Source organism: Halobellus sp. Atlit-38R, assembly GCF_003665925.1.
Lineage (GTDB): Archaea > Halobacteriota > Halobacteria > Halobacteriales > Haloferacaceae > Haloquadratum > Haloquadratum inordinatus.
In genome coordinates this window covers 1-14,718 of sequence record NZ_QXIJ01000018.1, presented here as the reverse complement: position 1 = coordinate 14,718, position 14,718 = coordinate 1, and the positions used below count along the sequence as shown (strand labels likewise).

Sequence of the window (14,718 nt, the reverse complement as noted above, 5' to 3'; positions counted from 1 at the left end):
TGCAACCAACTCGAAAGTAGTCGTAGCCATTGGTTTGAGCTATCCTCGATCTCGTCCACCTTCGTATCGCGTTCGATCAGCGCTTCAGATAACCCTCCTAAAACATCGTCAACAGAACCTAATCCCAGACGGTCTGATAGTCCGCGTCACCGATCTCGCCATCAGTCGTGATGATCGCCTCCGTATCCTGCGCGCGGTGGCTGGCGACGATCATTCCGTCGTGAATACTGAACTCATCGACTACTTGCGCGTACTCAACCAGCTCGGCATCATCGATCGGTGCGACCGAGATTGGTCCGTTCCCGACGAGCGCCTGACGGGCGTCCTCCGGCGTGCCGGTGAGGGTGATGCCCCGAACGTCCTTGTCGCGAGAAACTGAGTACAGGACTTCTGCGAGCGCTGTGCTCGGTGCCTGAAGCACGGTCTCTCCCGCCTCGGCCTCGGCAAATACTTGGTCGGCCTCCGACGGGAGAGCGTCGACGAGATAGACGAGCAGGGAGACGGCGTCGGCGGTGTACGTCGCCATCAGGCTTCCTCGTAGTTGCGGTCGCGACGCTCGCGAACGCGCTGCTTAAGCTCTTCGGCGATCTCCTGCCGCTTCTCCTCCGGAGTGTCTTCGGGAAGGAGCATCCCGCGGCCGCCTGTGTTCGTACGCTTCTTCACGACGATCCCCTCGTCTGTGTCCATCCAGACGACCTCGTCGCCGGGCTCCAGATCGTACTTCTCGCGGAGATCCTTCGGGATCGTGGCCTGTCCCTTCTCCGTGACGCGGGTGGACTTGCTCATATCTAGTAATACCCTGCGTAATACCTTAGCTTTGTGGAGGTGCTACGTTCGTATCCTGTATTGAGAGATCTCTGTGTAGGTGTACGAAAGCTTCTATGACACCCTGCTAGAGTTCAGCCCCCATCGGCAGGACGTGGTTTCGAGGCAATCAGAATACGTCGAGATAGTCTTCGATCACGTCCCGCTCATCCTCGGTGAGGTTGAATAGATCGTACACCGTCTGATCGATCTCCGCCTCGAGGTCGTCGATGCTCGTCTCCGCAACTGTCTGCCGATCGGCTTCCAATGCTGCGACGAGCGCTTCCACACCAGCCTGTGATCGCGGAATCGGAATCGTCTGCTCTTCTCCCTTCTTCATATTCCGCCCGTCGACGGCAGCGTGGACGTACTGCGCTCGAAGCTTCTGCTCTTCACGGTCGCCCCTATCCATCAATGGGTCCGTGATCTCGTCAGAACGGCCAGCTGTGACTGCGAACCGTCCGTCTGTCTTCTCTTGGATCTCGGCATTCACTGGGTAGCGACGAGTCTGCCACTCGTAGTCGATGTATCCAAGATCACCATCGAACTCCCCGAGATACGCTTCGGGGAACCGTTCGGTCTTGCTTTCGAGATCAATAGTATCCGTGATTTCACTCGCCTTCTCTCGCAGCGTATCGAATTTTCTATCTGCTCCCGAAGTCGTACAGGGGAGTTTTTCCACGTACTGTGAGCGGTACTCGTAGTACCCACCTGCCTTGACCGTTGTAATGTGCTTAAAGTAGAAGTCGAGGGCCTTTGAGTTCAGCTGACAAGCAACTTCTTGTGTCTCTCCCCGATATTGCTCAGTCAAGAGAATACCATAGGCAGTTGTGAAGTACCAAGTCCCTGGTTCATCAATCATAAAAGTCGCATCCTCAGAAATGTGTGCTTGGATGATTTTTGGATTCTCAAATTTCCCGAGATTCTTAGGGTAGATGTAGCCGTACCAATCATCACGCCCTCTCATTCGGCCACTTTCTCGATCTTCAAGCGCCTCTTTATGAGCAGTGAAGAAATCCCACGTCTTTGGGAGGTTCTCGCGAAGGTAGTCTTCTGAGTAGAGTCCCGCGTTAAGTTCCTTGCCATTTCCACCCTCCGCGAAATAGGGATGAACAACGTGGAGGCCCGACCAATCCCCACGCCAACGTTTTACTTCATTTCCCTGTAGAAATGGCCGGAGGAGATCGGTCTCAATTTCGTACTTTTCCGATTCTCCTATCGGCACGATCGTTACTACATCCCCTGTATCGTCCGATTCGATCCGGTCAGCATCAAGCACATCAACGATGTAGATCTTGTTCGCGCTCGTCCGAATCCCCTGAAAAACGGCGTCAGTAACTGACTCAATGCGTGCGTCAGCTTGCTCCTCCAACTTCCGGAATACATCCAACTCAGCCGGTGGCATCAACGACCAGTAGCCATCCCCAAGCTCGGCCTGCGGGAAGTCGAAGACGTCGATGAACTCATCACCATATCCCGGCTCGCCCCGATGATCACGGACGGCGGCGACGATCTCCTCGTCGAGTGCTCGTCCTGTGTCTTCGTCGACGTTAGCCCTCACCCGGACACATCGGATCTGGTTCTCATCACGGGTGGCTTCATCCGGTTCGTCTGCTGCAATGACGATCGCCGGGTAGTTGGTTGCGTCCTTGAATACACCCGAATCGCGGAAGTCATACACTTCCTCGAGAGCGGCATCTCGACGGAGCACCCGACGCAGTCCCGCTCCGTAATCAGTCACCATAAACTGATTCGGCGTGATGTATCCGAGCGTCCCGGTCCCCTCTTCGAGCCAGTCGAGCCCTCGCTCGTAGAAGGGACAGTACAGGTCGTAGTTTCCAGTCGTCGACTCGTACAGCTCGTCGAGGACCGATTTCTGCTGATCGGGGAGGTTCTGGATCCGGACGTACGGTGGGTTCCCCACGACGTACTGGTACTGCATATAGTTCTTCACGACGAGCGCGAGCACGCTGTCCTCGAACATTTTGAACAGGCGTCCGTCGCCGTGGTCCTCCCTGAGATACCGAACTGTCGCCAGAATGTCGTTGACGTACGGCTCGAAGAAGTCCTCGACACCGTCGTACTCACGAGTGGTATAGCGATGGATGCCCTCCTCGAGGCCGCCACCGTACTCCCACCAATTCTCGTGCATATGGAATTTGACGACGTCCAGGACACCTTGCAGGGCCGCATAATACTCTCCGAAGTTCCGCACCCCGGCGTTCACCTTCGCCGTATCGTACTTGGGCATCCGGACCCGTTGGACGAGGAATCCATCCTCTAATTCTGTCTCGGCGACGTCGTCGTCATCGACCTCGATCGGGAGCGGCACCGGGATCTTCACGTCTTGGCTATCCTCGGTGATCGAATCCAGCGTCATCTGCGTCTGCCCATCATCTCCGAGATCGATCCCTGTCAACTCACGCTCGTTCCGGAGTGAATCCGTCCGGAAGATGGGTAATCGACGAATCGTGAAGTCCTCGTTCGCACGCTTGGCTTCCCGATATTCGGGGAGAATGGCGACCATAAACCGAATCTGGGCCATCAACACCGCGAAGGGGTGAATGTCCAGACCCACAATGTGGGGTGTCGTACAGAGTTCGGTAAGGTGGTCGGCCCAATCGGGGTCATCGTTGTATCGGCGGACGTCTTCGAGATAGCGTTCGACCGCCTCCACGAGGAATGTCCCGGATCCACAGGACGGATCGATGAGCCGTTCCTGTGAAACGCCGACGTTGTAGTCCACACCGTCCATAATGTAGTCGATGACCGGCTGTGGAGTGTAGAATTCTCCGAGAGCTTTGCGCGTCTCTGGGTCGAAGTAGCGCTGATAGAGGTCGCCGAGCGGGTCGCCCTCGATGCGAGAGAAGTCGAACTTCAACACTGCGAAGGAGACGTGCGCAATCGCGCGACTGAATCGCTCGCGGGTGGCTGGACTCACCCGACTGACGTCACTGCCTTCTTTCGCAACGTCACGGAAGCGATTGTACGGGTTCTCGTGTTGGCTGGCCGTTTGCTCACCGTAGCCATCCGTCCACCAAATGAAGATGTCGTCCTCGAAGAGACTCTGAACGAGCTGGTTGCGCATATCCTCGATCATCCCGTTCGCTGCAACCGGGTAGGCGTCGAGGTCTATCTGCCCACTGAACCCACCGAGTTCATCGAAGTATCGGCGGAGGCCCTTACTGTTCGGGAAGAAGTCGTGATCGTCGGTGGCCTTCGCCAGGAGGAGCCGCGCAAGTAGGGCGTGACCGGACTCCAGGCAGAACATAAAGTCACGAAGCGACTGCTTGCCGTCGATAAAGGGCTCCCACGAATCAGGGGTTTCGTCGGGTGCACTCGCATAGCTGGCTTCCCAGAAATCATAGGCTCCCTTCACGAACTTTGCCTCCTGCTCGTCGCGGAGTTCTTCAAGTAAGTCCATCATCGCCGTCACGAGGTCGGCGAAGGGGCTGTCTTCCTCCAAGCGGAACGTCTCGAAGAAGTGCTCTCGGCCGAGTTGCCCATCGAGTTCAACCTCGTCGAGGCGATCGAGGAAGGTGGTGACGCTCTCCGGGGTCGTAATATCCCAGTCGGGTTTCTGGAGCGCCGCTTCGAGGTCAGCGGCATCACTTGCTGTGGCATCTGCAAGCGATATTGTCAGGAGCCGAGCACGCCCCTCGCGGCGATAGAGGTGCAATTGCTCGCCGTTGGTAAGCACGCCGTAGTCAGCTTTGAGTTCCGTCACATAGTGGAAGAGCTGGTCTTTGTGACCCGCAAGATCGCGACCAGTGGATTTGAACTCGTAGACGGCCGTGACCGACTCGTTACTGTCGAGTGTCACGTAGTCCGGGCGACGGTCATCAGGAAGCGTCCATTCGCTACGTAGGTCGTGGCCAGCGCCTTTGTATCCGAGGTGCGTGTAGAACTGCTCGTTGAGGAAGGCGTTTTCCACGTCCTTTTCGCTCATATCCGCATCAAGGCGTGCAGCGATTCCGTGGAGGGAATCAAGAATCGCAGGCGAATCCGACATACCTCTCCTCAGACAGTCAGTTGTCAAAAAGGATGGTATCCAGTGTTCACACGAAATCGGCTGAACCAGACCAAACTAGTCCCGATCACCAGGGGTTCTGCTCAACCAAGTTCAACACTGAAGCGCTCGCCCATCGCATCCTGGAAGCGGCCGGTACTACAGTACAGGACTGACCGGTACTGATTGCCACCGTGTTCGGGGACGCGATGGATGACATACTCGCCCTCGATATCCAAGTCGGCATCAGGGCCGGCCAGTTGCTGTCCACTCTTGCCCCGATCCGTGCGCGTGCGCATTCTTACGCCTATATCACCCACCAAGACAGTTTAGTGACTGGTTCGTGACAGCCTCGGTGTAGATGCGTGTACTCGACTTACCAGATCCGCCCGTAATCCGGTGTTACAACAAACCTGGCATCTCGCCAGCCGTCCAGGCTCGGCTCACCGCCGAAGGGCTGTTTGTTGCAGATTACGACTCTGGAAAATCCCTCGGCAGTGCCCAAGTCCCCGATAAAGACCGGCGGGGGGCCGCGGGCAGTGCCTTCAATCGAATCATCGAGATTAGCCACGTCGGCGGACTCGGAGTGATCCGCACACCGAACGACGAGGATGAAATCATTACGGTCGGGGAGTGGGAGCCGAACTGCGCCACCCTTCGCCCAATCGACGGGAAACTATTGAAGGGCGTCCAAATGGCTCACTATGGACTTTTGACCCCTGGTGATGACCACTTCGAGCAGCTCGACGCGCTCTACAGTGGCGGGAGTTCGACAGTCGATATGGCCACGGACAATGAAGCAACTATCCGTGGGGCGATCGAGTACCTGGACACTCAGGGACGGCTTCGAGGCCCGTCGACGGCAGCAAGGTAGATCCGCCTGCAAGACATATTCGAAAGCCGTTCACGTCACAGAAGATCGTGACTAGATCTCGGCTTGACCGGTGACATCGAGGGAGATCTCGGTCTGAATGTGCTCGACGCTCTTTCGGGCAGTCTACAACGTCATAATATGCGAGCATCTGTCGATTTCCAGGGTTTCACCCCCTCGTCGAGCAATTTCGCTATGCAAGCGCCGAATTCGAATCCTGTCGAGGTATCTGTGACCGCCACAAATCGCCCCGACTCGGATATAGACGTTTTACAGCCCGTCAGACCCGGCTGCATACGCCGAAATCATCCAAAGAAAAGGTCGATATGCACTACGAAAACAGTGCGACGAAGCGTCACGATCGCAAGGATTCTATGGGACTCCTGAGAGCGACCAGTAGTGCGCGCAAAATCGTGGCTGGTCACCGCTACTGAACTCACGGTCCTCGGGGCGATCCCACTCCTCCTCTACAGCGTGCAGCACGGTTTCCCGGGACTGCACGACGCGCTGAGATTCAACTTGCGAGCTTCGTGAGGTACTGATACTCAATAACCCATCCACTTGGCCGGCACAAGAGGAATACGTACTGCAAAAGTCACCTCTTTTCCGTCAAGCGAAATTCTATGTTTCTTCACCAACAGTGCGATGTATGAGCTCGGCTCCATCTCTCGCGCAGGTGCGGGACGCGTTCGAGGCGCTTGGGCCACCTGGCACACCCCTTACGACGCCTGAGGTCGCCACGACATTCGACTGTACCGACCGAACGATCTACAACAGACTTGAGACGCTCGTCGAAGATGGTGTGTTGGAGACAAAGAAAGTCGGCGCTCGCGGCCGTGTCTGGTGGCAACCGGTAGAAGAACACAGAGTGACTAAGCGGGAGATTGTGGAAAAGTACCGGAGACTATTCGAATCAATCGAGAAGGGATTCTGTATTATCGAGGTGTTGTTCGACGATGATGACCAGCCAGCCGACTATCGGTTCCTCGAAACAAACCCCGCGTTTGAGAAACGCACTGACTTACGAGATCCGGAGGGCAAACGGATACGCGAATTGGAGCCAGACCACGAAGACCACTGGTTCGAAAAATATGGTGCTGTGGCACAAACTGGTGAGCCCGTTCAGTTTACAGGATATGCGGAGAATCTTGGCGAGCGATGGTATGAGATTGATGCCTTCCGGATTGGTGACCCTACTGATCACACCGTTGCCATCCTATTTAACGAGGTTTCCGAGCACAAATATACCGAAAACACGGTACAGGGGGGTGAGCAACGACTCAAAGCGCTGGTGGAAGCCACCACGGAGGGAGTCTATCGAATAAGCCCTGACTGGTCCGAAATATACCAACTCGCTGGAGAAGGCTTCGTCGCTGACGGCCTCCTCAACACGTGGCAAGAGTATATTCCAGAAGATGAGCAAGAACGTGTCGGCCAAGCAATCGACGAAGCGATCGAGACACAGAGTCCGTTCGAACTAGAACACCGGATTAAATATGCTGATGGAACCGTCGGATGGACGCATTCAAAAGCCGTACCGATACTGGAGGACGGCGAAATTGTCGAATGGTTTGGTACGGCTACGGACATCACCGAACGCAAAGAACAGCAACGAGAGAAAGATCTCCTCTGGCAAGCGATCGAGAAGGCAAATTCTCCTCTTCTAATGGCGGAACCGGGAAGTGATGACAATCCCATCGTGTACGTGAACGAAGCATTCGAACATCTGACTGGGTATACTGCATCAGAACTGATCGGCCGAGATTGTCGTATTTTTCAGGGAAAAAGCACTCGACAGGAGCCAGTCACGGAACTCAGAGAAGCGATCGATAACGAGGAGCAGGTGACAGTAGAACTCCGTAACTATCAGAGGGATGGAACCGAGTTCTGGAACAGAGTCACGATCTCTCCGGTATACGACACTGATGGAGAACTCGTTCGGTTTTTGGGGACACAAGAGGATATCACCGAATACAAAGAGCAGGAACGCAAGCGGCAGGAAGTGGTCGATCGGGTAACTGACGGGATCATTGAGGTGGATTCCGACTGGCGTTGCACATTTATCAACGGCAAGGGCGGAGAGTTAGCGAATACGTCTGAAGCTGAACTTCTCGATCGAACCTTCTGGGAGGTGTTCGAAGACGCACGAGGGTCCACATTCGAAAAGAAGTATCGCGAAGTTATGGACACTCGGGAGCCAGCCTCGTTTGTCGAGTATTACCCGAAGCTCGACAGTTGGTTCGACGTTCAGGCGTACCCCAACGATGACGATGGGGTCGCTATCTACTTCCGCGATATCACCGAACGTAAGGAGCGAGAACAGGCCCGACAGCGAGCAGAAAAACGTTACCAGAAGCTGCTGGAACTGGCTCCGGTCCCGATCGTCGCTGTCGATCCTGGGACGGAGGAGGTCATCGAAGCGAACGACGCTGCCGGAGAACTCATCGGCTGTCCAACAGCCGAACTTATCGGCCAAACGCGGGCTTCCCTCCATCCCACTGAGAAAAACGACGGCTACGACGCGATATTCAGGAAGGCCACAGAACGAGGCGGAACGTGGCGACACCTGCCCGATGGCTCTCCGACCCATATCGTCGACGAACACGGGAAAGAAATCCCAGTCGAGATTACCGCCAAGAAAGTTGAACTCGAAGGAGATGACGTTGTATACGGGGTTCTACAGGACATTACCGACCAACTCGAATACCAACGCCGGTTGGACACGCTCAACGAGGTAACACACGAGTTGTTTGATGCCGAGGCTGAACGCGAGGTAACCCGAACGGCAGTCGAGGCGCTAGCGGACGTCCTCGAAATCACCACTGTCGCGTTTTATTCGTTCGACGAAGACAAGTGGGAACTCGGACCAGCTGTCCACACCACCTCAAGCGAAGAAGCTGAAGAAATCGACGAACTCCCCGTTTTCGAACCTGGGATCGGTGTTGAGTGGCGTGCATTTGCCGACGGACAGACAGCGCTCGTCGATGATTTCAGAACGCGAGAGACGGACTACGAGTTTGAGCGGACGATCCGGAGTGAACTGGCCGTTCCGATAGACGATTGGGGGCTTCTCGTCGCGGCCGATACGCGACCGGATATGTTCGACGACTGGACGGCCAATCTCGTGGAGACACTAGGGGCCACGATCAGGTCAGCGCTCGACCACACCGAGCGGGAGCAGGAACTCCGAGAACAGCGACGAGAACTGCAGGAAATCGAATCGTTAAATCAACAGATCCGCGATATCACTCATACGATCGTTCAGGCGGACTCACGAGTAGAACTTGAGCAGTCGGTCTGTGAGCGACTGGTCGCGTCCGATGCGATCGAGTTCGCCTGGATCGGGAACGTCGACCTCGAAGAAAAAGCGGTGGCTCCCCGGGCGCAGGCTGGGACAGACAGTGACTATCTTGACAGCGTACCTCTCACGCTAGATGAGAGTACAGACCCTGAACCGTCAGTACAGGCGTTACAGTCACGAGACGCGTGTGGCAGCTCGAATATCGCGACTGACATCCAACACGGCGAGTGGCGAAGTACGGCAATCGAACGGGAGTTTCGATCCGTCCTAAGCGTCCCGCTGATCTACAGGGAAGCACTCTATGGCGCGCTCACCGTGTACTCACGGTCGACGTCGGGGTTCCCGGATGCACTGAGATCCGTCCTACAGGAACTCTGTGATTTGACCGCTCACGCGAGTGCTGCGATCGAACAAAAGGAGGCCTTACACACGACGCAGACGACAGAACTGGAGTTCGAGGCTCGAGACGAAACCACTCTATTCTGTCGATTGGCTGCTGTACTCGACTGTGAAATCGAACTCGAAAGGGTTGTTTCCCAGAGGGGGGAGTCGACACTTGCCTTCTTCAGCGTAGCTAATGGCACGCCCGAAGAACTACTCAAAGAGGCCAAGCGACTGGACGGAATTGAGGAAGGCCGTCTAATCGAACGCCCAAATGATACGTTCATTCAGTTACGGATCACCGAACCGTGTATCGGCTCGATGCTGTCCAACAGAGGTCTTATTCTACAACAACTGGTCGCTGATCGTACTCGATGTTGGTTGACAGTCGAAGTTCCAGAAGCGTTCAATACTCGACAGGCTGTCAACATAGTTACGTCGCACTACGAAAACGCGCAACTGCTCGCCAAACGAGAATCTGATACTCCGTTCAATTCGAGAGAGACATCACTCAATACTCCGCTAGGAGCCCTCACTCCCCGACAGCGCGAAGTCGTGGAGACAGCCTATCGGTCCGGATACTTTGATTCTCCTCGACGTGTAAGCGGTAAAGAAATTGCAGAGATGTTTGACTTCTCCAACTCGACTTTTCACGAACATATCCGAAAGGCAGAACAGACACTGTTTGAGAACCTCATCGAGGACACTAACCGTTCACTCGTCACGTAGGTTGAAACGTCTCGTATGTCAGGTTAGGACAGCACTCAAAACGAATCCTGACAAAGAGTGAGCCTAAGTTCGTGTGCGTTTAGTTACAAAGATCGATTTAGACAATTGATTTTCTGTCTCAATCCCAGAGCATACATTACATATAAGGTTCAGTGAACAAGTCCGCCTCAGTTATTGTGTTGATACTTCACATACAGATAGATAATAAACAGTCACAGTGGACAATCAAATAACCGCTGCTAATCGGAAGCAGGTGGACGGTGCGCAGTTGGTAGACGACATTGAGATCGATCAACAACAGATCGACTGGCGAAAAGATTTCACGAACTTCAAGCCGGAAGATGAGCGACGACTCGAAAATCTCGGTAGCGTTGTTGAACCGGTCATCGACGACGCTGTCGAGGCGTTTTACGACCACCTGGAATCATACGACGAAACCATTGAAATATTCGGACGATCGGGCAAAGGCATTGAAGCACTCAAAGAAAACCAGCGTGAGTACTTGGGGGGATTGTTCGATGGCCAGTACGGTCGGACCCACTTCGAGAGTCGGGCCCGTATCGGCAAAATTCACGATATGCTGGACCTCGGGCCGAAGATCTACTTCGGCGCCTATAGCATCTTCTACCGATACCTGGTCGACGCCATCGTTGCTGACCTGAAAGCAGACCTCGCACAAACGAATGGCGGCGATGCGACACAACGAGGTGAAACCCTCACGCCGGAGCAGGCACTGGATGCACTCGCCGACCGCACGCGGTCTATGCTAAAGGTGATGAATCTCGACCAGCAGGTAGCTATGGATACCTACATCCATTCGTACAGCGAGCAACTCGAAACCAAATTGGAACAACAAAAACAGGTCATCACCGACGTCGATGAGCAAGTGGCGCAGGCCACGAAGTCGGCTGAGAATATCACGGCGAGTACTGAGCGGCTCAGTGAGCAGGCCCAAGACCAAGCGGAGTCGATGAATCAGGTTGCGGGCGAAATCGCGGATATGTCTGCTACTGTCGAGGAGATCGCATCAACTGCGGACGAGGTAGCCACGATGAGCGAGCGTGCTGAAGAACTCGCTCAAGAAGGCCGAGGGGCTGCAACGGATGCCATCGAAGTGATGGAACGAGTTGATGACTCCGCATCGACTGTCGCGACTGACGTCGAAGGACTGCAAGAGCGAGTCGACGAAATTGACGAAATAGTCGAGGTGATGAACGACATTTCCGAACAGACGAATCTGCTGGCACTGAACGCCTCGATCGAGGCTGCTCGTGCTGGCGAGGCAGGAGATGGATTCGCGGTCGTCGCAAGTGAAGTGAAGAGTCTTGCAAAGGAGTCTCGAGAGCACGCAAGCACGATCGAACAACTGGTTTCAGATATCAAAGGCGACACCGCGGAGACAGTTGCTAGTCTGGAAGAAACCACCGAGGCGATCGATCGAGGTATCGAGCAGGTCACTACGGCGATGGACACGCTGCAAGATATCGCTGAATCCGTCCAAGAGGCGTCAGAGGGCATCCGCGAGGTCTCGGATGCGACCGACGACCAAGCCGCCAGCACTGAGGAAGTTGCGAGTATGGTCGACGAATTAGTCGAGCAGGCAGATTCGGTCGCCGACGAAGTCGAACATATCGCCGTGGCAAATGAACAACAGGCAGAGAACGTCGACCAGATCAGCGAGACGGTACAGCGACTGACTACTGAGTGATAATCAGATATGGAAGGTTCAGAAAGATCATCGCCGCATCAAAGACGGCAACCTCTGGCATATAACGACGACTTCGACCTCGTCCTGAACACGAATCAAATTGCTAAACGTGAGCGAATCGACGTCCTTCACGTTGATGACAACGAGAGTATCTTAGATCTGTCTGCCACGTTTCTGGAAAAGAATCACAATCTGTTGTCGGTCCACAGTAAACTCGATGTCAAAGAAGCGCTTGACTATCTCGAAACTAACGAGATTGATTGCATTGTTTCTGACTACGATATGCCCAACCTCAATGGTATCGAGTTTCTCGAGCGGGTACGCGAGAGATATCCTGATGTCCCGTTTATTCTGTATACTGGGAAAGGGTCCGAAGAAGTCGCGAGCAAGGCGATCTCGAAGGGAGTGACCGACTACCTACAAAAAAGGACGGGCACAGAACAGTACGAACTTCTGGCTAACCGGATCGACAACGCCGTTGCTCAGCGCCAGTCGGAGCAACGCGCCAACAAGATCGAACGCTGGCTCATAGAACTCGCCGAGGAGACCACGAACATACTCTGGATCTTCACAGCAGATATGGACGAGGTGATATTCATCAACTCCGCTTTCGAGGAACTCTACGGCATCCCCATAGACCGACTCCGCGACGATCCATTGGGCTTTCTCGACGCAACTCATCCCGAAGATCGACAGCACGTGGCGCAGGCTGTCGAACGGCTTCGAGACGGGAAAACCGTTGAACTTGAACATCGAGTCAACGAAAGCGAGGACTACCAACGCTGGGTATATGTCCAAGGAAAGCCGATCCGTAACGACAACGGCGAAGTCACCCGGGTTGTTGGCTTCATAACAGACGTCACCGAGCGCAAAGAACGCGAACAGCAACTCCGAAAGTTCCAGCGTGCCGTCGAATCCTCGGGCCATGCGATTTATTGTACGGATACCGACGGCGTCATCGACTGCGTCAATCCTGCCTTCGAGGAGATGACTGGATACACAGCCGAGGAAGCAATCGGAGAGAGCTCAGCTATCCTCCAGTCGGGAGAACACGGCGAAGCGTTTTACGAAGACCTGTGGGAAACCATTCTCGACGGCGACGTCTGGCGTAACGAGGTGATCAACGAACGCAAAGACGGCGAACAGTTCGTCATCGACCAGACGATCGCGCCGGTGACCGACGAGTCGGGAGAAATCACCCACTTTGTTGCGGTCAATAACGACATCACGGAGCAACGGGCCGCCGAGCGCGAACTGGAGATCCTCCGGACAGCGATTGACCACGCTCACGCGCCACTCACCCTGACTGATCCGCGCGAAGAGGACAACCCGATGGTGTACGTCAACGAGGCGTTCGAAGACCTCACAGGATATACAAAAGCGGAAGCGCTTGGACGGAACTGTCGGTTCTTGCAGGGCGACGAGACTGACCCCGAAACCGTGGCTCGGTTGCGGGAGGCGATCGACAACGAGGAACCGATCACCGTCGAACTCCGCAACTACCGGAAGGACGGGACACCCTTCCGGAACGAACTGAGCGTGGCGCCGGTGTACGACGCCGATGGCGACCTTATCCGATATCTTGGCACGCAGCGAGACGTTACCGACCGGAAAAAACGCACCCAAGAGCTGCAACGCCAGAACGACCGCCTAGGCGAGTTCGCCAGCGTTGTCTCTCACGACCTTCGCAACCCACTCAATGTGGCCGAAGGACGGCTCCGACTCGCCAAAGACGAGTGTGAGAGCGAGGAGCTATCGCACGTCGAGGGTGCACTCGATCGAATAGAGGCACTCATCGACGATCTACTGACGCTGGCCCGACAGGGAGAAACGGTCACTGACTTCGAGTCGGTCGACCTTGCGGCACTAGTTGAGGAGTGTTGGACCACTGTCGAGACAACGACCGCCTCACTCGTGGTCGAACTCGATAGTAGGATCTCGATCCGAGCGGATGCGAGTCGGCTGAAACAGGTGTTTGAGAATCTGATGCGAAACGCGATCGAGCACGGCGGCCCAGATGTTACGGTGACTGTCGGTGAGCTGGACGATGGTTTTTATATAAGTGATGACGGATCTGGAATCTCAGAGGAGGAGCGCAGTCGAATCTTCGACGCCGGGTATTCAACGGCGGACGCGGGAACTGGGTTCGGGTTGAGCATCGTCGACCAGATCGTCAGCGCTCACGGGTGGAGCATCAACGTTACTGAGAGTAAAGCCGGTGGTGCTCGCTTCGAAATTGCTGGCATCACCGGTGATGGGCGTTCTATCTGGGAACGAGCTGGAGAGAACAATGGGAGCGATGAGCCAGTATGACTGCAGCACCTCGGTCACCCTCGGATCGGAATACGGTGATATAGCTCTACGAAGCACTCAAGAAACACGATGGGGATTTGGACAGTGCCCCACTGTACCAGTTTGTTGATTCAGAAGCACTAGAACAAGTCGTTAATTAGTGGGTGGAGACTTGAAATTGATCTGGGATCTTCTGCCGGTACTCCCAACACCTGATCCCACAGGGATGAGAGTGAATCCGATCGGGCACGCCGCGGGCTTGATTTGGGGCACAGTGCTCGCCGCCGGGACTGCGCAGTTTCCCGAGCAACCCACGGTCAGTCACTCCTCGACGAGGACTGAGCGCCATCACTGAGCGGGCGACGTCCAGCGGTTCGGTAGAGCAAAGACTCGCTCCGCTCGTGCTTTGAGGAAGGGGACTCCGCGCTACCGCCTCAGTTGAATAACTAACTCTTCGACGGAGAGTGCGTAGACGGTCATCTCGGTCCCTTTTTTCGAGTACCACGTGTCTACTGTTTCAACAAGGTCGGCTTCGCAGAGGTGCTCAAGGTGGTACCTAGCATTCTGCACGGAAGTGTCGGCAGCCTCTGCGATGTCTGAGGCCGGCGCCGGGTTGTCGTCAA

General features: G+C 55.1%; 8 protein-coding genes. 4 read left to right on the top strand and 4 right to left on the bottom strand.

The features are described 5' to 3' along the window. Window positions 1-118: 118 nt before the first annotated feature. The 3 genes from D3D02_RS16205 to D3D02_RS16195 form a co-directional block, all read right to left on the bottom strand. Window positions 119-526 carry a hypothetical protein gene (locus D3D02_RS16205; protein ID WP_121571016.1) on the bottom strand — a complete coding sequence of 136 codons (408 nt, stop codon included), beginning with the start codon at window positions 524-526 and terminating at the stop codon, window positions 119-121. Next, window positions 526-786 (bottom strand): AbrB/MazE/SpoVT family DNA-binding domain-containing protein, encoded by a 261-nt coding sequence (locus D3D02_RS16200; protein ID WP_121571015.1) that lies wholly within the window; start codon window positions 784-786, stop codon window positions 526-528. Before D3D02_RS16200 ends, D3D02_RS16205 begins: the two co-directional genes overlap by 1 nt. Window positions 787-934: 148 nt before the next feature. Further along, the gene (locus D3D02_RS16195; RefSeq protein ID WP_121571014.1) at window positions 935-4,816 is read right to left on the bottom strand and encodes an Eco57I restriction-modification methylase domain-containing protein; all 3,882 of its coding nucleotides are present in this window, start codon (window positions 4,814-4,816) and stop codon (window positions 935-937) included. Between the two features lie 358 nt (window positions 4,817-5,174). Here D3D02_RS16195 and D3D02_RS16190 point away from each other — a divergent pair, with 358 nt between their 5' ends. The 4 genes from D3D02_RS16190 to D3D02_RS16175 all read left to right on the top strand — a co-directional run bounded on the left by D3D02_RS16190 (window position 5,175) and on the right by D3D02_RS16175 (window position 14,116). Next, window positions 5,175-5,687 carry a hypothetical protein gene (locus D3D02_RS16190; RefSeq protein WP_121571013.1) on the top strand — a complete coding sequence of 171 codons (513 nt, stop codon included), beginning with the start codon at window positions 5,175-5,177 and terminating at the stop codon, window positions 5,685-5,687. Between the two features lie 646 nt (window positions 5,688-6,333). Further along, window positions 6,334-10,095: a PAS domain S-box protein gene (locus tag D3D02_RS16185; RefSeq protein ID WP_121571012.1), complete on the top strand. Its 3,762-nt coding sequence runs from the start codon at window positions 6,334-6,336 to the stop codon at window positions 10,093-10,095. Window positions 10,096-10,348: 253 nt separating this feature from the next. Beyond that, window positions 10,349-11,803, top strand: coding sequence for a globin-coupled sensor protein (locus D3D02_RS16180; RefSeq protein ID WP_199723135.1), 1,455 nt, complete (start codon window positions 10,349-10,351; stop codon window positions 11,801-11,803). A 54-nt stretch (window positions 11,804-11,857) separates the two neighbouring features. Further along, entirely contained in the window at window positions 11,858-14,116 is a 2,259-nt protein-coding gene (locus D3D02_RS16175) for a PAS domain S-box protein (RefSeq protein ID WP_394337738.1), read from the top strand. 405 nt (window positions 14,117-14,521) lie between these two features. On the opposite strand, the gene D3D02_RS16170 is transcribed toward D3D02_RS16175, so the two are convergent. Then, the coding region (locus D3D02_RS16170; RefSeq protein ID WP_147435645.1) for a helix-turn-helix domain-containing protein at window positions 14,522-14,718 on the bottom strand (197 nt) is incomplete at its 5' end.

Excerpts from the sequence above, each read along its gene's own strand:
- D3D02_RS16205 (WP_121571016.1), bottom strand. The coding sequence starts at position 526 with ATGGCGACGTACACCGCCGACGCCGTCTCCCTGCTCGTCTATCTCGTC.
- D3D02_RS16190 (WP_121571013.1), top strand. The coding sequence starts at position 5,175 with ATGCGTGTACTCGACTTACCAGATCCGCCCGTAATCCGGTGTTACAAC.
- D3D02_RS16185 (WP_121571012.1), top strand. The coding sequence starts at position 6,334 with ATGAGCTCGGCTCCATCTCTCGCGCAGGTGCGGGACGCGTTCGAGGCG.
- D3D02_RS16200 (WP_121571015.1), bottom strand. The coding sequence starts at position 786 with ATGAGCAAGTCCACCCGCGTCACGGAGAAGGGACAGGCCACGATCCCG.
- D3D02_RS16195 (WP_121571014.1), bottom strand. The coding sequence starts at position 4,816 with ATGTCGGATTCGCCTGCGATTCTTGATTCCCTCCACGGAATCGCTGCA.